16 protein-coding genes are annotated in these 19,747 nt (G+C 39.6%); 2 read left to right on the top strand and 14 right to left on the bottom strand.

All coding sequences use genetic code 11. The features are described from left to right. Positions 1–3: 3 nt before the first annotated feature. The 13 genes from L1283_RS05810 to L1283_RS05750 form a co-directional block, all read right to left on the bottom strand. Positions 4–381 (bottom strand): cytochrome C oxidase subunit IV family protein, encoded by a 378-nt coding sequence (locus L1283_RS05810; protein ID WP_088160234.1) that lies wholly within the window; start codon positions 379–381, stop codon positions 4–6. A 26-nt stretch (positions 382–407) separates the two neighbouring features. Continuing rightward, the gene (locus L1283_RS05805) at positions 408–1,142 is read right to left on the bottom strand and encodes a cytochrome c oxidase subunit 3 (protein WP_046674128.1); all 735 of its coding nucleotides are present in this window, start codon (positions 1,140–1,142) and stop codon (positions 408–410) included. A gap of 9 nt (positions 1,143–1,151) precedes the next feature. After that, positions 1,152–1,733, bottom strand: coding sequence for a cytochrome c oxidase subunit 3 (locus L1283_RS05800; protein WP_075991043.1), 582 nt, complete (start codon positions 1,731–1,733; stop codon positions 1,152–1,154). Further along, entirely contained in the window at positions 1,733–2,638 is a 906-nt protein-coding gene (gene cyoE / locus L1283_RS05795; RefSeq protein WP_070563553.1) for a heme o synthase, read from the bottom strand. The genes L1283_RS05800 and cyoE overlap by 1 nt, the downstream gene beginning before the upstream one ends. A 73-nt stretch (positions 2,639–2,711) precedes the next feature. Then, positions 2,712–3,791, bottom strand: a complete 1,080-nt coding sequence (locus L1283_RS05790) for a COX15/CtaA family protein (protein WP_237241971.1) — start codon at positions 3,789–3,791, stop codon at positions 2,712–2,714. 41 nt (positions 3,792–3,832) lie between these two features. Next, positions 3,833–5,704, bottom strand: a complete 1,872-nt coding sequence (locus L1283_RS05785) for a cytochrome c oxidase subunit I (RefSeq protein WP_172462307.1) — start codon at positions 5,702–5,704, stop codon at positions 3,833–3,835. Positions 5,705–5,732: 28 nt separating this feature from the next. Beyond that, positions 5,733–7,070 carry a cytochrome c oxidase subunit II gene (locus tag L1283_RS05780; protein WP_075991042.1) on the bottom strand — a complete coding sequence of 446 codons (1,338 nt, stop codon included), beginning with the start codon at positions 7,068–7,070 and terminating at the stop codon, positions 5,733–5,735. 43 nt (positions 7,071–7,113) lie between these two features. After that, positions 7,114–8,349, bottom strand: coding sequence for a quinol:cytochrome C oxidoreductase (locus L1283_RS05775; protein WP_145327840.1), 1,236 nt, complete (start codon positions 8,347–8,349; stop codon positions 7,114–7,116). Between the two features lie 19 nt (positions 8,350–8,368). After that, complete coding sequence (locus L1283_RS05770; protein ID WP_376745387.1) at positions 8,369–9,007, bottom strand: c-type cytochrome; 639 nt, start codon at positions 9,005–9,007, stop codon at positions 8,369–8,371. Then, positions 8,991–9,527, bottom strand: coding sequence for a DUF3341 domain-containing protein (locus L1283_RS05765; RefSeq protein WP_075991040.1), 537 nt, complete (start codon positions 9,525–9,527; stop codon positions 8,991–8,993). Before L1283_RS05765 ends, L1283_RS05770 begins: the two co-directional genes overlap by 17 nt. A gap of 6 nt (positions 9,528–9,533) precedes the next feature. Further along, positions 9,534–11,018: an NrfD/PsrC family molybdoenzyme membrane anchor subunit gene (gene nrfD, locus L1283_RS05760; protein WP_046674137.1), complete on the bottom strand. Its 1,485-nt coding sequence runs from the start codon at positions 11,016–11,018 to the stop codon at positions 9,534–9,536. 29 nt (positions 11,019–11,047) lie between these two features. Next, positions 11,048–14,062, bottom strand: a complete 3,015-nt coding sequence (locus L1283_RS05755; RefSeq protein ID WP_145327842.1) for a TAT-variant-translocated molybdopterin oxidoreductase — start codon at positions 14,060–14,062, stop codon at positions 11,048–11,050. 37 nt (positions 14,063–14,099) lie between these two features. Continuing rightward, the gene (locus tag L1283_RS05750) at positions 14,100–15,362 is read right to left on the bottom strand and encodes a cytochrome c3 family protein (RefSeq protein ID WP_286767326.1); all 1,263 of its coding nucleotides are present in this window, start codon (positions 15,360–15,362) and stop codon (positions 14,100–14,102) included. 427 nt (positions 15,363–15,789) lie between these two features. Here L1283_RS05750 and L1283_RS05745 point away from each other — a divergent pair, with 427 nt between their 5' ends. Next, positions 15,790–16,242, top strand: a complete 453-nt coding sequence (locus tag L1283_RS05745) for a methionine-R-sulfoxide reductase (RefSeq protein WP_429625953.1) — start codon at positions 15,790–15,792, stop codon at positions 16,240–16,242. On the opposite strand, the gene L1283_RS05740 is transcribed toward L1283_RS05745, so the two are convergent. After that, complete coding sequence (locus L1283_RS05740) at positions 16,232–17,242, bottom strand: LacI family DNA-binding transcriptional regulator (protein WP_075991038.1); 1,011 nt, start codon at positions 17,240–17,242, stop codon at positions 16,232–16,234. The two genes, L1283_RS05745 and L1283_RS05740, sit on opposite strands and share 11 nt — an antisense overlap. Positions 17,243–17,389: 147 nt before the next feature. Between L1283_RS05740 and L1283_RS05735 the strand changes: the two genes are divergently transcribed. Next, positions 17,390–19,672, top strand: coding sequence for a GH92 family glycosyl hydrolase (locus L1283_RS05735; RefSeq protein WP_145327845.1), 2,283 nt, complete (start codon positions 17,390–17,392; stop codon positions 19,670–19,672). Positions 19,673–19,747 lie beyond the last annotated feature (75 nt).

The following is a 19,747-nucleotide window of genomic DNA, read 5'->3' as shown; positions in this document are numbered from 1 at the left end:
TATCTATTTATTTGGAAACAATTGATGTTCTTGAAAAGCAGATGCTAAATACCCTCCTTCAACAAGCATCAAAACAATAAAATAAATAATAAAAATAAACACAATTGCAACGGTAACAATGAAACTCGACTTCTCGAATTTCAAGTGCATAAAGAATGCAACGATATAATAAGCTTTAACTAAAGTAAGCACGATATAAATAGTATTTACTAACGCACCTTTAGCTAAAATTTGCCAATGGTGCACGAAGCCCAATGCAATTAAAAACTCTAGACAAGTAAGGGCTAAAAGTACACCAAATACTCTCCAGATGGCCTTCTTATCCATCCCACCTTCGTGAGCGTGCTCGCCATGAGCGATATTATCTTGATATTGTGACATAGCTATCTAAATTTATTATTTCGGAATTAGATTAAGTAGAAGAACGTAAATACGAATACCCACACTAAATCCACAAAGTGCCAATATAAACCTACTTTCTCGATCATAAGATAAGAACCACGGTTTTCGAATGTATTATTTAATGTCATACATAGAATGATGATATTCAAAATAATACCCACAGTAACGTGGAAACCGTGAAAACCAGTAATTGTAAAGAACAAGTTAGCAAATTGCAAGGCCGAAGTGTAAGAAATGTCATGTGTGAAATATGGCATTAATGCTGTTTTGATGGCATCACCTTCCAAACCTGTTGCTGGATTTTTACCAAACCAGAAACCCATGTGGTGTAAGTGAGTCCACTCGATAGCCTGACAACCTACGAAACAGATACCTCCCAAAATAGTCCAAAGCATCCATTTAACAACTTCATTCTTTTGGTTACGGTGACCAGCTTCCACGGCCAAAACCATAGTTACAGATGACATAATCAAAATAAAGGTCATTAAACCGACAAATACCAACGGTTGACCATGTTCTGCAATTCCTGGGATAGATTGGAAGATCTTATCAGGATCAGGCCATGTTGGATGAGAAAAGCGTTGTGCGCCGTAATAAACCAAAAATGCAGAAAATGTGAAGGCATCCCCTACCAAGAAAAACCACATCATGATTTTTCCATACTCTAAGTTCCAAGGTGATTTCCCACCATTCCATGGACCAGTTTTTACCTTATCCAATTGCGATACTGTTGTACTCATTGTTTACTATTATTGATTCAAAAGTAAGAAAACATATATATAAATCCATAAAAGATCGAGAAAATGCCAAAAAATACTGGCAAGATCCATGCGGAAAAGATTGCCGTCTTTAGGAAGTTTGTTAATTCCTATAATCGCGCCAATCAAAACGATCAACCCCGCAATAATATGCGCCAAGTGCATCCAGATAAAAACGTAAATAAAAGATTGCGATGCATTGTTATTCACAAAATAAACACCCCTATCGATCAATACATTCCAAGCATGAACTTGCAAGGCAAAAAATACAACTCCCAAAATAAAAGTTGCTATCAAAAACAACCGCTGTTTGGAAGACTCGCCATTTTTAGCCGCTTTATGTGCTAAAAACATCGTTAGACTACTAACCACAATCACCAAGGTACTATATAAAAGTGCATTTGGCAATAGGGTCTTAATCCCTTTGTCCACGCCGCTCGCTGTATATACAATGAAACCACTGGATAACGCCGCAAACATCATGAACATACCCAACATACCCAACCATAGGTTGAACTTTTGGGCTTTTCTCTGTACTAACTTCTCGTCAGTTTGTGCTTGTATATCTAACATTATTTCAACGGAATAAAGTTAAGCAATAATACGAGTTGTGTCACAGGTAAATAAATAAATGAGGTAAACATCACTTTCTTCGCTGAAGGAATATCACAATTCTTAAACAGCAAATAACCGTAATAACCAAACATTATTCCACCGACCACGGATACAATCGTAAACCAAATTCCACCAAAGCCAAAATGATAAGGTATAAAACCTGCAGGTATCATAAACAAACCTGAAATGAATACCATAAACGCAGATATCTTATCACGTTTTGTCGTCGGCAATAAGCGAAAGCCCGCTAATTTATAGTCATCATCCACAACCCAGGCAATTGCCCAGAAATGCGGAAACTGCCATAAAAACTGAATAGCAAACAACACAAAGGGAATAATAATAATTGCCGCTTCGTTATGTCCACTATAGTAGGCTAAATCGTCTTGCGAAAAGGCTGCATAATATCCAATTAATGGCGGAAATGCACCCGGAAACGCGCCGACAAACACTGCTATTGGTGATTTTCTTTTTAATGGTGTATAGATAAAGGCGTAAAGAAGGATACAGAAAACCGACAGCAGACCAGCGACAAAATTTAAACGAACAAGCACCAAGGTTCCTAAGATGCCCATAAAGACACTCAATACCAAAGCCTGTCCTGTTGTCATGCGGCCTGATGGCAACGGTCTGTCCTCCGTACGTTTCATCAGTTTATCCAAATCCTTTTCAATGATCTCATTAAAACCGTTGGCAGAACCTGTCACCAGAAAACCACCTATAGTCAACAATAACCAATTGAACCAGAATATATCACCCTGTTGTTTTGATCCTATCAGAAAAGCAATTGACGCGGAAAATACGACCGTCAATGTAAGTCTCAACTTAACAAGCTTTTTGAAATCTGAAATAAATTCTTTCATAACTAAAAGAGACCTCCTACTATCAGTGTAATTAAACACGTACTTTTAAACATAAACATCCCGAATTCCAAGATTAGTGCCTTTGCTTGTTTAACAATAACAACAGGTAGAACTGTGCCCCAAATAAGAGCGTAGCTACCACCAAATGCGTTGTCTGTGCAAATGCAGGTATTGCAAATCGAGCTAAGATAATTCCTGATAGCATTTGGATACCCACTAGAATCAATGCGATTAAAGCAAATTTATATTGCTTAGAACCCGTATTAAAACTCGTGCGGACCAAAAAGAATAATACAATAACTAAAATCAAAGAACAATATGCCAACCAGCGATGTAACTCAAACTGTTGGCCAATAGTTGTTATAAAATCAGTCCGGGCTATCGTTGAACCGGTTAATAAATCAACCTCCTCTCGAACTCCCGTTCCGACAATTACCTGTGTTAGCATCAATAAAATTGAAGCAATAGCAAGCCCTTTTAATATACCCAAAGAACGATTGACCAGTAAGGTCTTGTTTCGCAAAGTAACTGCTTTGAAATATGTATAAATACTAATACAAACAATTACAATGGCTAAGAGCATATGTACCGTAATAATCCAGGGCATCAGATTTGTCGATACAACGATCGATCCCAGCCAAGCCTGAAGTACGACAACAAAAAGATTAATCACTGACCAAACAACGATCGAGCTTTTTGATTTTAAATAGGTGAAAGAATAAATAGCTGTAAATAACAAACAGAATCCGGAAACAACGCCTACCAACCGATTGATATATTCCGTCCAAGTTTTCGCAACATTAAACTCTTCATGCTGCAAAATACTCTTATCGGTACGGAGCTTGTAAGCCATTTCCTTATCGCCGAAAAATTCTACAATTTTCGCGAAACGTTCGTTCTTCTTTGCTCTTCCTTCAATATAATGCTGTTCATATCCTTGAGGTAATTGGGAGATATCTGTTGGAGGAATAATACGGTTAAAACATCTTGGCCAATCTGGGCATCCCATTCCTGACCCTGTACTCCGAACAACTCCTCCAGCAATAATGACCAAAAACAACACAATGATCGTTATAAAATTGGTCTTTATAAATCGCTTCTCAGCTGCTGGAAACATAATACTACCCCTACCTCTTAAAATACAAACTTCCATAAAATAGAGTAGGAATTCCTACTCTATTTTATAAGATTTTATTAGTCTTTTCTACCATTTTGAGCATTCCATTCTGCCTGGATACGCTCAGCTTCCTCGTCTCCTTCGAAATCATGAGGCAAATTAGAGCTCATTGTTTCAGAGAAAGGAACACTTTGAGGAATAAAATCCTCACCATGACCTGGCTTACTGTAATCGTAAGGCCAACGGTGTACAGTTGGAATTTCTCCTGGCCAGTTACCATGGATATGCTCTACTGGAGTAGTCCATTCCAATGTGTTTGACTGCCAAGGGTTTTGTGGGGCTTTTTTACCGAAGAAAATCGATGTAAAGAAGTTCCACAAGAAAGCTACCTGACCTAAAGCAGCGATGATTGCAGCCCATGTTACCAATTTGTTGACAGAAACCCATTTCGCCATGAAAGCAAACTCTGTAAATGCATAGTAACGGCGAGGCACACCATCGATACCCATAAAGTGCATTGGGAAGAATACCATGTAAGCACCAATGAAAGTCAACCAGAAGTGTAAATAACCCAATTTTGTGTTCATCATACGACCGAACATCTTAGGATACCAGTGGTAAACACCACAAAGCATACCGAAGATTGACGCCGATCCCATTACCAAGTGGAAGTGGGCAACAACAAAATACGTATCGTGTAAGTTGATATCTAACGCTGCATTACCTAGGAACAATCCTGTCAAACCACCAGAGATAAAGAACGATACCAAACCGATAGCAAACATCATCGCTGGAGTGAAACGGATATTACCTTTCCACAACGTTGCAAGATAGTTAAACGCTTTTACAGCAGAAGGAACCGCGATAATCAATGTTGTAATCATAAATACACCACCCAAGAACGGGTTCATACCTGTTACAAACATGTGGTGACCCCATACGATAAACGATAATACGGTGATACCGATCAATGAATAAACCATTGCATGGTAACCAAAGATTGGTTTACGTGAGTTGGTCGCAATAACCTCAGAAGTTAAACCTAAAGCAGGCATAACAACGATATATACCTCAGGGTGACCTAAGAACCAGAACAAGTGTTGGAACAAAATTGGTGAACCACCTTCGTTCGGTAAAATTTGTCCTTGAACAACAAGATCCGACAAATAGAATGACGTACCAGCAGCACGGTCAAAAATCAGAAGAACAACCGCCGAAACCAATACTGGGAATGACAACATACCCACGATAGCAGTTAAGAAGAACGCCCAGATTGTCAAAGGCATTTTCCATAAGTCCATTCCTTTTGTACGCATGTTCAAAATTGTACTTACATAGTTAATACCACCGATCAACTGTGAAGCTACAAATAGAACCATACTCACCAACCACAAAGTCATACCAGTTGCAGATCCTGCGATTGCAGTAGGAACAGCCGATAGTGGGGGATAGATTGTCCAACCAGCAGAAGCAGGTCCACTTTCTACGAAGAACGATGCAACCATAATCACTGATGCTACAAAGAACAACCAGTAAGATAACATGTTCATAAAAGGAGATGCCATATCGCGTGCTCCGATTTGATATGGAATCAATAAGTTACTAAAAGTACCTGATAGACCAGCCGTTAACACGAAGAATACCATAACGGTACCGTGAATGGTTACCAAGGAAAGGAAAAACTCCGGTTTTATACGACCGCCTTCAGCCCATTTACCCAAGAATACTTCTAATATAGGGAACTCTTTATCCGGCCATGCTAATTGGATACGGAATAATACTGATAAAAGCATCGCAAAAACTGCCATGATGATACCAGTGATCAAGAATTGCTTAGCAATCATCTTGTGGTCACCCGAGAAGATATACTTTCTGATGAACGACTCCTCGTGATGATGGCCGTGCGAATCGTGATGTTCAGCGCTATGCGATATTACTGTACTTGACATATTCGATTTTATATTCAAAAATTCTTAATTAGTTCAAAGATGCTGTAACTTGTACGCTATCCTTTTTCACGTTAGCTGTTTTACCGCTGAACTCTTTTTGCAAATCCTCAGTAAAATATTTGTTTTGTTTAGCTAACCACTCTTTATATTTCTCTTCAGTTACGACAACCACTTTCTTTTGCATGTTGTAGTGACCAGATCCACAGATCTTGTTACACAACATCACGAAGTCATAGTTATAATCACCCAAACGATCACGCATCTCTTCTGTTGTAACAGTAGGTGTGAACTGGAAGTAATTGGTCATTCCCGGTACCGCATTGATCTGAACACGGAAATCAGGAATATAGAAAGAGTGAATAATATCTTTTGAAACGATATGGAAACGAACTGGTTTATTTACAGGCAACCAAATTTCAGATCCTTGAATATCATCCCAAGAATTTTTATCATTAAAGTCAATACCGTACGGGTTGGTTGGTGTCGTCATTTTATAATTACGTTTACCAATAATCCCATCTGAACCAGCATAACGGACATTCCATTGGAATTGCTCGCCTAATACCTCAACTTGTAATGCTGACTTTTGTAGATCCTCAGGAATATTTGTGATTGATCTCCATGTAAAGAAACCGAACAATACCAAAACTGTCAAAACAACAGCGGGAACAATTGTCCACAATTTCTCAATTGCATTGTTATGAGGATAATAATAAGCCTGACGTTTTGCACGCATGCGATACAAAAATGTAAAAGTCATCAACAAGATGTGTGTGATAACCAATACAAATGTTGTAATTGCAGTCGTAATGATAAACATTGTATCAATACGCTCACCGTGCTCAGTTACTGCAGATCTCCAATAAGCGGCTCCCCAGTGTACATATGACCAATATACACCGTAAAGGAATACAACCAAGAAAATGAATAACAATGCCGATTGAAACGTGTTATTCGCAAACGGATTGTATTTACCGTTCATCTTTCTTGTCAATTCATAGATCGAAAGTACTTTACCGATAACGGCAACAACTGTACATATAACCAAGAATAACAAGACATAATATGTGAAGTTTTTATAAACCTGAGGGTCTATTTGCTTCACTTCTTCAACAGCAGGAGCAGCAGCACTAGCTTCTGTAGAAGAACTAGCAGATGCAACAGCAGCAGTACCTGCTGCCGCTGTTGTATCTTTTGCAACCGAATCCGTTGCTGCAGGGGCAGCCACTGCTGTAGTCGCCGCTTTAGCAGAATCAGATGCTACTGTATCTTGTTGACTTGCTAGGATAGGAGTCGCAAAAAGCAATCCTAGTGCAAGCACAAAACCCGAGATGGATTTGAATCTATTATTTAATTTAAAGCTCATTTCTTTTATAACGTTTTTACGTAACCTTCCTTTAAAAGTGAAACTATATCTGATGATGCAAACTCTCATCCAAGAAAGGATGATTTTTAGGCACCAATGCTTGTTTACTCAATTTACTCATCACTAAGAAGATGAACAAACCTAAGAAACCAAGTGCAGTTCCGATTTCAATGATACCAAATCCTCTATGTTCAGCAACAGTACCAGGCATGATCATGATATAATAATCTAGCCAGTGACCAGCCAATAATAGAATCGCTACGAACAACATCACGTTTTGTTTCCGTTTCGCATCGCGATCCACTAATAGTAACAATGGTGCCACAAAGTTAATGATAATACTCAACCAAAACCAAGGTTTGTATTCAGGTTCCCAACGTTTGTAGAAATAAACTGTTTCCTCTGGGATGTTTGAATACCAAATCAACATGAATTGTGCAAACCAAACATAAGTCCAGAAGATAGAGAAACCGAACATCAATTTACCCAAATCGTGTAAATGATTTTCGTTTACCCAGTTCATATAACCAGCTTTCTTCAATACAACAACGATGATCGTGATACATGAAATACCACTTACCCACATTGCTGCAAAGTTATACCAACCGAACATTGTCGAAAACCAGTGTGCCTCTAAAGACATTACTGTATCGAAAGACCAGATAGGTGTAGTAAAACCGAAGATAACTAAGAAGATTGCCGACAATTTGAATGACTTTTTATAAGAAGTCAATCCACCTTCTAAATCTTCTTTATAAGAAAGTTTCGCAAAAATAACGGCAAAAATGCTATATGTACCCATAAACACGACCTGACGGATCAAGAAGAATGGAACATTTAAATAAGCAGATTTACCTGCGATAATAGGGTCAAAATTTGTACTATGCGGATCAGTGATACCATCTGCATTCCAGTGGTGATATAAGTTATGTGTGGTTAAACCTAAACCTACAATAACTAATAAAACTAATGATGCAATTGGTAAAACACTCGCCATAGCCTGAGGTATACGTACCAAACCTGCAGACCATGCAGATTGTGTTACATATTGCAAGGCAACAAAGAATGTTCCAGCTGCGCATACACATGTAAAGTAATAACCCATCAATAACAAGTTGGCATAAGTACGCTCTACAGTAACGTGATCGCCCGAAAGCAACCCGAAAGCTACAGCAGCTACGCCTAGTACAACAGCGATAATACTGTACAATTTAGCCTTGCCAGCAAACTCGTATCGCTCGTTGAAATTATAATCGTGATGATGACTGTGAGTTCCCATTTATATATCTGATGTTAGATTATTTCTTTTGTAATTCGTGAACATACATAACAACTTTCCATCTCTCCTCTGGAGACAATTGAGATGCATGTGATCCCATGGAGTTGTGTCCGTAATAAATTGTATGGTAAATTTTACCATCAGTCAAGTCAGCCATCAAACCACCCCGTGAAGAGCTCGCTGCATCTGTTCTTTGATAAGATGGTGGCGGAGGAAAGTTCTCTAATTGACGAGTACCTCTTGAATCAGTCACGCTACGGTCTTTCGTGATAGGACCATCACCTTTACCTTCTACTCCATGACATATCGAGCAGTAAGTGGTGAACAAAGCTTTACCTTTTTCAAGATTTTCGGCATTTACGACCAAAGGACTTTTTACTTCTCTTCCTGCACGTTCATAATCCTCTAATGTATTGGCGTATTCAAAACGAGTGAAACCAATTGGATCTGTACCTTTAGGAGGTGTTTGTGCTGTTTTTCCATCAGCAAAATTCGCATTAGGTTGATCCGGATTGAAAGCAAGCGGATCGTACATGTTACGAGAAAACTCTAAACCTGTACTACGAGTTGTTTTGTCACCACAAGAAGAAACAAGTGCTGTCAATGCCACAGCTGCGCATAGCGTTCCAAGTAAATTCTTCTTATTCATAGCTAACATATTTTCTATCATTGTACTTAACTTCAACAGCTCCAGCTTCTTTCAATAAGCTATCGATCAAAGCGTGATCTGTATTTTCTTTGGCATCTACTGCAAGGATGAAACGATCATCTGTTGCTCTCAAGTCCATTACACGAGGTGCACGTCCCGGAAATAAGTGGTTACGGAAGAAAAACGTGGCAACCATACCCAATGCACACAATAAGATCGTAACCTCAAATGTAACTGGAACAAAGTTTGGCATACCAAAAGATGGTTTACCACCGATATTCATCGGCCAATCATAAGCCATTGTATAATACAACAAACTAAAACCTAATGTCGTTCCTAATGCTCCAAAGCAAAATGCTGCGATAGGCAAGCGAGAAGGTTTCACACCCAGCTTTGCTTCGATGCCGTGAATAGGCATCGGAGTAAAGCAGTCGTAAATACTTATATTGTTTGCTTGCAATTTGTCGATCCCATGCATCATTTCATCGGGATCCGCAAAACTACCTAATATATATTTTGTATTGCTCATTGCTGATTATTTTCTAACTGATAATTCTTTAATCTCTTCTTCTGTCACTGAATCATATTTCTCTAATGACTCTTGGAAGTACTTCACTTGTTCCTCAGGGAATGCGCCTTCTTGAGCCAATTTAGTTTTATGTTGTAATGAAGATGATTTCAACAACAATTTCACTTCGGCGATAGCGATACCTGGTAAGAAACGTAAGAACAACAAGAATAATGTAAAGAATAATCCGATTGAACCTACAAAGATACCTACGTCTGTCCAAGTTGGGTAGAACATTGCCCAAGATGAAGGCAAGTAATCACGGTGCAATGAAGTCACGATAATTACAAAACGCTCAAACCACATACCGATGTTTACCACAATCGATAAGATCCATGAGATAGGAATACTTGTACGGATTTTTTTGAACCAGAATAACTGTGGAGAAATTACGTTACAAGTCATCATTGACCAGTAAGCCCACGCGTATGGACCCAACATACGGTTCTCGAAAGCATACATTTCGTATTCTGAACGAGAGTACATTGCGATAAACAACTCAGTTAAATAAGCCACCCCCACAATAGAACCAGTTGTCATGATGATGATATTCATCGATTCAATGTGGAACATCGTGATATAGTTCTCAAAGTTCATTACTTTACGTAAGATCAACAATAAAGTCTGTACCATCGCGAAACCAGAGAAGATCGCACCCGCCACGAAATATGGAGGGAAGATCGTTGTATGCCATCCAGGGATAACCGAAGTTGCAAAGTCCATGGATACGATCGTGTGTACAGAAAGTACCAGCGGAGTAGAAATACCTGCCAAGATCAATGACACGATTTCAAAACGTTGCCAAGTCTTCACTGAACCATTCCATCCGAATGATAATACAGAATAGATTTTTTGTTTTAATCCAGTAGCACGGTCACGAATTGTCGCGATATCCGGCAACAAACCACAGTACCAGAATACCAAGGATACTGTAAAGTAAGTCGAGATCGCAAACGCATCCCATACCAAAGGAGAGTTGAAGTTTACCCAAAGTGATCCAAATTGATTTGGAAGTGGGAAAATCCAATAAGCCAACCAAGGACGACCCATGTGAGCTACAACGTATGTAGCCGCACAGATTACCGCAAAGATCGTCATCGCCTCTGCAGAACGGTTGATTGAATTACGCCAGTTCTGGCGGAAGATTAATAATACAGCTGAAATCAACGTACCCGCGTGACCGATACCTACCCACCATACGAAGTCGGTGATATCCCAAGCCCAGCCTACAGTTTTATTCAGACCCCAAGCGCCGATACCTGTCCAAAAGGTATAACTAACGCTAACTACCCATAATAAAGCACCTAATACAGCAACGGTAAAACCAATCCACCATGCTTTATTCGGTTTATTTTCAACCGGTAGTAAGATATCATCCGTAATTTTTGCATACGTAATGTCCTTACCGGTCATTAATGGTTCTCTTAATATTGATTCGTTATGCGATGACATAGTATTTTTATTTCAAATATTGTACAAGATTACGCCTCAAAAGTGTTTCTAACTTTTGTCATATAACCGATACCCGGTTGAACATTGATTTCCTCAAGTACGTAATAAACACGCTCGTTGCGTAATGCTTTAGACACTTCTGATTCTGGATCATTTGCATCACCAAAGATAATTGCATTTGCAGAACATGCTTGTTGACAAGCCATTTGGATATCGCCATCTTTAACTTTGCGATTTTCAATCTTAGCTTGCAATTTACCTGATTGGATACGTTGGATACACATTGAACATTTCTCCATTACCCCACGTGAACGAGTAACAACATCTGGATTCAATACCAATTGTGTGAACTCATTGTTCAGGTAGTTGTCAAAACGTGAATCATTCCAGTATGCAAACCAGTTGAAACGACGAACTTTGAAAGGACAGTTGTTCGCACAGTAACGTGTACCAAAACAACGGTTATATGCCATATGGTTCAAACCTTCTGAAGAGTGTACTGTTGCCAATACTGGACAAACCGTTTCACAAGGTGCGTGACCACAGTGTTGACACAACATCGGTTGGTGAACAACAGTGATATCTTCGAAATCTAAATCAGCCGAAGCTCTTGCAATTTCTTTCTCTTTTGTAAGATCTTGATCTTTTCCTTCGATTGTATAGTAACGGTCAATGCGTAACCAGTGCATTTCACGACGACGGCGAACCTCATCACGACCTACAACAGGAATATTATTTTCAACGTTACAAGCAACGATACAAGCACCACAACCAGTACATGCGTTCAAGTCGATCGCCATCACCCATTTGTGACCAGGTTGCTCATATTTGTTCCACAAATCGTATGTTTTGTGATTATCTGTAAAGCGTCCTGCCTCAGAGTTAGGATCTTTCAGATATTTCGCAAATGTCGTTTCACGAATAACGTTACGACCTTCGATCGTGTGGTGTGTTTGTGTTTGTGCCAATTGGTAAGTACCAGACGCTTTCGCTACAGTTGCTTTAGCAACACCTTGTACTGTACCATTGATGATAGAAGCAAAAGGGAATGCGTTTTTACCAACTTCATTACCTGCTTTACCAACTTTTGTACGGCCATAACCTACAGCAACTGAAACTGTTCCTTGTGCTTGACCTGGTTGTTGTACAACTGGCAATTCCAATTCAACACCATTTGCTTTTACAGTTACTTTACCATCTTCACCCAAACCTAATTTCTCAGCATCTTTCGGGTTGAGAGCAGCGTAGTTGTCCCACGTTACTTTAGAAACCGGGTCAGGCAACTCTTGTAAATAAGCGTTGTTCGCGTAGCGACCGTCACGAAGTGCCGAAGGCTCATAAAGTTTCAACTCAAACTCACCGGTAATTGCTTTGCTTGATGCTTCAATTGCAGAAGCCGCTGCTGCTGCATTTCCTGTAAATGCAGGAGCTGTTGCCGCTTTAGCACCTTTATATTCAAAACCAGTTTGCAATACAGCATCCCAGTTTTTCGTAGAACCCGCTAAGATTTGTGTAGACCACAAGTTCTTAACGAAGTTGTACATATCGGTATCATTTCCTGCCCAAGTCAACAAGCTTTGTTCAACTTGACGTGTTTTGAAAACCGGATTGATTGTTGGTTGAATGATAGAGAACAAACCTTCTTTTGGATTCGCATCACCCCAAGATTCCAAGAACGTACTTGCTGGAGCAATCGCGGTCAATTCAGAAGCTGTTTCATCCGCACGTTGCGAAAATGATAAGGTGAAAGGAATTTGTTTCAACGCTGCTTTTACATCATCTGCTTTGAAGTAGTCATACACCGGGTTGCTATTCAAGAAGAACGCAACACCAACTTGACCTGATTTCGCTGCTGCTAAGAAAGCTTGGAACGAAGAATCCGAACCTTGGTATTGTTTAGAATAGTTATCCAAATCGATGATTGTACCGTAAGCACCTAATGCAACGTTGATTGCATTAACCAATACCTGTACATTGACATCGTTAGATCCAGCAACAACAACTGCTGCGCCTTTGCTGTTCACCAATTCTTTCGCTGCTAGAGCGACACCTTTTTGAGCTTTTTTGTTTGCAGTAGCACCAGCCAAAGACTGACCAGTGATTGCATTATATAAAGCAACCAATGTAGCACCTTCTTCTGAAGGTTTGATTGCGATACGTGCATCCGCATTTGTACCCGTCATGGAAAGACCAGACTCAAATTGCACGTGACGTGACATTTTGCCGTTTTTCAACGATTTATAATCACGGTTTTTAGCATATTGTTGTGTCTGCTCCTCACCTGCTAACCAAGTTCCTAAGAAATCAGCTGCAACGGAAACAATCACATTTGCCTTTTCAAAATTGTATGAAGGGACAACAGCTTTACCAAATGAAGCTTTATTCGCCTCGATAATACCGCTGTAAGAAACAGCATCGTATTGTACATGGTTAACTGTTGGGAATTTCGTTGCGAAAGCAGCGATGGCCGCCAACGTTGAAGGGCTGTTTACGGTGTTAGAAACGATCGTAATTTGTTTACCAGAAGATGCTGCTGCATTTAAAGCTTTAACAACTTCCCCATCCAATTTAGACCACTCAACATCTTGACCTTTCAATTGCGCCTGTTTCAATTTGGACTCATCATATAAATCCAATACAGAAGCAGCAGTCGTTGAATCCAAACCTTGGTTCAAACCAATTGCATTCGGGTTAGGCTCAACATTGATCGGACGACCTTCACGAGTTTTAACCAAGATGCTTTGACCGTTGAACGTCGAAGCATAATAGTTAGGGATACCTGGAGTTACCTCTTCAGGTTTAATCAAATAAGGAACTGCCTTATGCACAGGAGTACGGTTACAAGCCGCTAAAGAAACAGCACCCAAACCAAATCCTAATGCTTTCAAGAAGTCACGGCGAGGAGTTTTAGTACTCAAGCCTGCTTCGTTTAATACATCTTCTACAGGAATAGATTCGGCAAACTCACCCTTGCTTCCTTCAACGAAAGCAGGAGTTTGATTTAACTCTTCCAAACCTTTCCAATATTTTTTATTGCTATCCATTTAAGCTGTATATAAGATTGCGTATTTCAAATAATTATTAATAGTGACACTTACCACACTCAAGACCACCGATCATGGCTGCAGTCATTTTCTCACCTTTCTTAATTCTTTCGTGTGCTTTAATCAAATCTTCATAGTATTTGTTATCCGATTTGATATCTGTCTTTTTGTGACAATCAACACACCATTTCATCGTCAATGGAGAGTATTGGTATACTTCTTCCATATTTTGGATTGGACCGTGACAAGTTTGACACTCAACACCAGCTACCACAACGTGTTGTGAGTGGTTGAAGTAAGCAAAGTCAGGTAAGTTGTGAATACGAACCCATTGAATTGGTTTCGGATTGTTACCGTAAGTACGCGTATCAGGATTCCAATCCAATGCACGATAGATTTTAGCAATTTCCGGAGAAATCTCACCATCATAATGCTCTGAAGCAGTGATTGTATTGTGACAGTTCATACATACGTTGGCCGATGGAATAGACGCATTTTTAGATTTAAATGCTCCACCGTGACAGTATTGACACTCAATTTTGTTAACACCAGCGTGGATTTGGTGCGAGAACTTAATTGGCTGAACCGGCTGATAGCCTTGGTGAACACCAACGTTCCACATTGTTTTCCAACCGCCTACAGCTAATAATGCAACTAACATCAAGACTGTAAAGCCAACCAACTTCTTGTTTTTAACGAATGCTTTCGCAAACTTCACAAAACGTTGGCTATCTTCTGGCTCTTGTTGCGCAGCAATAGCTTCTTGGTTTTTAGCAATTACATTTTCTAAGGTACGGATCACACGATTCAACACCACGATAACCACTACAGCCAAAACAACAACTGCGATCAAGCCCAAAATCATGAACATAGATGCGTTATCATCTTTAGCTCCGGCACCACCAGGAGTTTCAGTTTTCGGTTTCTCCTTAGAAGCATCTGTGATATACGCTAATACCGACTTGATCTGATCGTCAGATAAATCAGTAAAAGAAGTCATCACAAGCTTGTTGTTCTCTTCGAAGATTTTAACTGCATCAGCATCGCCAGACGCAATTAAAGCCTGAGAGTTCTTGATCCACTTGATTAACCAAGCTTCGTCTTTCGTCTCTGGAATCCCCTTTAAAGCAGGACCAACCACTTTTCTGTCAATGGCGTGACAGGATGTACACTTAGATTTGAAGATTTTTTCACCTTCCTTGACATCTTGCGCATGCAACGTCGTAACGGCAAATAATAGCATCAAACTCGTTGACACCACCCTCGCAAGGCTTCCCAAAACGGATGAGATAGTTCTCATATTTAGCACTTTATACTATTTATTTGTGAATGTAAAAAATTAACTCCCATGGTTAAAGGAGCCACTACCCCCCTAACAATGCCACAAAAGTATGATTTATTAACAAATCGCTGACAATTTTGTGACCTTTAATATCAATTTATAATCATTCTAAACAAATGCGTTTAAACAAGGATAAAAACAACATTACGCTATTAAAGTGGTTCCATCACTACAACTTTTCATTTGAATAGCTACCCAAATATAAGACAATTCCATGACAATTTAAAATATTCAAAATAACAGATCGCAGAAGACACAAAAGGTTTTTTTTCGACTTAATTTCCGTAACTTTATCAAGATGAATGGAGAACTTTTTCAAAATGAATGGAGATGTTCAGGGTCAAGTCGCAAACTAACAATAAAAGAATCTGAATAATATCTTTATATAGAAGGAATAACTCATTCTTATTGCGTAGTTCCTAGTAAAGCCAGCTTCAAGACTAAACACACAACAACAATGGACACAAACAAAGAATTCAACCCCTTAAGTAAAGAAGAGGAATACATTATTATACATAAGGGAACTGAACGCCCTTTTACCGGTGAACTTTTAGACAATAAGCTCAAAGGAACTTATATCTGCCGCCGTTGTGACAGCCCACTATACCGTTCGGAGTCAAAATTTGAATCTGGATGTGGCTGGCCAAGTTTTGATGATGAAATTCCCGGGGCAATTACAAGGATCACCGATGCCGATGGTCGCCGCACTGAAATCCTGTGTAGTAGATGTGGCGCGCATTTAGGCCATGTGTTCCTCGGAGAAGGCTTTACGACAAAAAACACGCGTCACTGCGTTAATTCTATTTCAATGAAATTTGTGGCCGATACTACGAAGTAACTTTCACTTTAGTCGACTCACGAACTTTCAGTTCACAAGGCAACACCATTCTACGTGTTGCTTTTATTTTACCCTGAAGACGAAGCAACAAAATATTGATCAGATTTTCCGCAATATCCTTGATCGGCTGCGAAACAACCGTAATAGCAGGTTCGACCAGCTTAAAAACCGTATGGTCATCGAAAGCGATCACCGCCGGCATCGTAAAATTAAATTTTTTGGAAGCCTTCAAACCCGAAATCGCCAGATAGTTCGTAGAGAACAAAACGGCATCCAGTCTGTTTTCACAGATAAACTCCCGCAATAGTTCCATTGCTTCTTCATCCGAAGCATCCATCTGAATCTTTTGAATAAAACTTTGTTGCTTATTATTATCCATAGCCTTCATATAGCCATCTGAACGCTCCTTCATTTGGGTCTGATCCGAATAGAGCGATACAAATCCGATACGTCTATAGCCTTGTTGACACAAATGGTTACTGGCATCAAAGGCCCCCTGAAAATTGTCCGCACCAACATAGTCTGTTTCAAGCCCCGGAAAATAACGGTCGAATAGCACAACCGGAATATTATTCTGCTGCAACTGCTTTACGGTATCTTCCAAACCATCGGAAGGTGTAATAATAAAACCATCTACCTGCCGATCGTAAAACATCTGGATTAACTCCTTCGCCTTTTCTACATCATTGTTGGTGCTACAATAAATAATACGGTAGCCCTGCTCATAGACCTTACTTTCGATCAGACGTGCTATATTCCCAAAAAAAGGATTGGAAATATCTTCGATAATCAAACCTAGAATCTTCGTCTTCCCTGTGCGGAGACTTTTTGCCAATTCGTTGGGCTTATAGCCAACCTTTTTGACATAGTCCAGAACCCGCTTAGTCAAAGCCTCACTAATACGCTTTTCTTTTGCCTTATCATTCAAAATAAAGGACACAGTAGTTACAGAAATCCCCAACGCCTTTGCGATATCACTGATCAGAATACGTTTCTTCATGTAGTAGTAGTAGGTTTGTTAAGTTTTTTATTACGAAGATTACTAAAGTAAAAAATTTAACGACAATTTACTAAAATAATAATAAAATTGCGCTAAAAGGTTTTATTTACTAATTTTAAGCAGTTTTCAAATACCCGAACAAAACCTATGACAGGAAATAAACTACTCAAAACAGTGTTGGGCACACTAATTTTGCCATTTTTTGCGCAAGCCCAGCAAAATCTTACACAATATGTCAACCCCTTTATTGGGTCAGCGGATCATGGTCACGTCTTTGTTGGTGCAAATGTACCTTTAGGTGCTGTCCAATTAGGGCCTACCCAAATTCCACAGATTTGGGACAAGTTCAACGGATGGGACTGGTGCAGTGGATACAATTACAAAAGCCAGGAAATTTTGGGTTTTACCCATACGCACCTGAGCGGAACAGGTATCGGTGACCTCAACGACCTCATGATCGTTCCAGCCAACGGAAAATTACAATTAACGCCAGCGGAATTCAATAAAATGAATACAGGTTATGGCTCTTCCTTCAAAAAGGAAAATGAGGTTGCCAAACCCGGATTCTATAGCGCTTATTTAGATGACTATCAGGTACAGGCCAACTTGACGGCAACCGAACGTGTTGGCTATCATCAATATCGTTATGAAAAAACAGACAATGCACATATTTTGGTCGACTTAGGTTACCATATCAATTGGGATAAACCGACAGACACCTACATCAAACAGGTTAACGACTCCACCTTTGTTGGTTATCGCTTTTCAACAGGATGGGCAACTGACCAAAAATTGTATTTTGCGATCAGAACTTCCCAGCCGATACAAAAAGTAAGATTTTTCGACGGTAAAGAAGAAAAATTAGGCCAAACAACATTTAAAGGACAGGCAATCAAAGCGGCTTTATTCTTTGATGCTGTTAAAAACAAAACCATCGAACTTAAAGTCGGTATTTCTCCCGTAAGCTCGACCAATGCCCTGAACAATATCAATGCAGAAATTCCAAACTGGAATTTTGAAAAAGTTAAGCAAGAAGCGGATCAACGTTGGAACAAAACCTTAAATAAGATTCAATTTGAAGCCGACAAAGATACGAAGACAATCTTTTATACCGCATTATACCATACCTACTTCGCTCCTACCATCTTCAACGATGCCAATGGCGATTATTTAGGAACTGACAAACAAGTATACGAGAAACAGGATTTTGTCAACCATACGGTATTTTCGCTTTGGGATACTTACCGTGGCCTTCATCCTTTGATGACGATCTTGGAGGACCGTAAAATCAACCAGGATTTTATCAAGACAATGTTGGCGATCTACCAACAACAAGGTAAATTGCCCATGTGGCACTTACAAGGTAATGAAACCAATACAATGGTTGGATTACCTGCGATTCCAGTCATTGCCGATGCCTTCTTAAAAGGGATCATTGACGAGAAAGATTATCCATTGGTCTGGGAGGCTGTTAAGACAACAGCCATGGGCAACGATCATGGCCTGAAATATGCACGTGAACTGACTTACATTCCGATCGACAGCATGCCGAATGAGTCTGTAGCATGGGCATTAGAGTATGCGATTGCCGACTTTGGTGCGTATAAAATTGCTGAAAAGCTAGGTAAAACAGAAGACGCTGCCTATTTCAAAAAACGCTACAAACTGTACGAGCAGTATTTTGACAAAGAAGTAGGTCATTTCGTCGGTAAAAAAGCCAATGGCGAGTTCCGCAGACCTTTCGACCCATTGATGGCCAAACACCGTGAGAATGATTATTGCGAAGGAAATGCATGGCAATATACCTGGTTAGTACCTCAAGATGTCAAAGGTCTGATCAATCTTTTCGGTGGCGAGGAGAAATTTTTGAAAAAACTGGATTATTTTACGACCATGTCATCGGATCTTGGTGGTGAAGCCTCTCCAGATATTTCAGGACTAATAGGCCAATATGCGCAAGGGAACGAGCCAAACCATCATATCCCTTACTTATATGCTTATGCTGGACAACCTTGGAAAGGTGCAGCTCTAGCCCGTAAGGCGATGACGGAGTTTTACACAAACAGTCCAGCTGGTCTATGTGGCAATGATGACGTCGGACAAATGAGTGCCTGGTATGTGTTCTCAGCAATGGGCTTTTATCCACTGAATGCAATGAGTGGTGTTTATGTCTTCGGATCACCGATGATGCAACATGCGAACATCAATTTACCAAATGGCAAAACGTTAGCAATCGATGTTAAAAATCAAGGTAAAGCAAATCAATACATTAAATCGATCAAATTGAATGGTAAACCTTATGCTAAGTCGTTCATTACACATGCACAGCTTTTAGAAGGTGGACAGATGGAAATCGAGATGAGTGCTACGCCAAACAAAAACTTTGGTAAAAACAAAGCCGATTGGCCTTCAAGCATTGACAATAATTAACTGAAATATTGTCAGTAAAACATTACTGGATTAATATTTGTTAATACCTTAATAACATATTTAAGGAGAAACAAA

The organism is Sphingobacterium sp. HSC-15S19, assembly GCF_050433745.1.
GTDB classification, from domain to species: Bacteria; Bacteroidota; Bacteroidia; order Sphingobacteriales; family Sphingobacteriaceae; genus Sphingobacterium; species Sphingobacterium siyangense.
The sequence above is the reverse complement of the archived record's forward strand: the minus strand, read 5'-3'. Positions and strand labels throughout refer to the sequence as shown.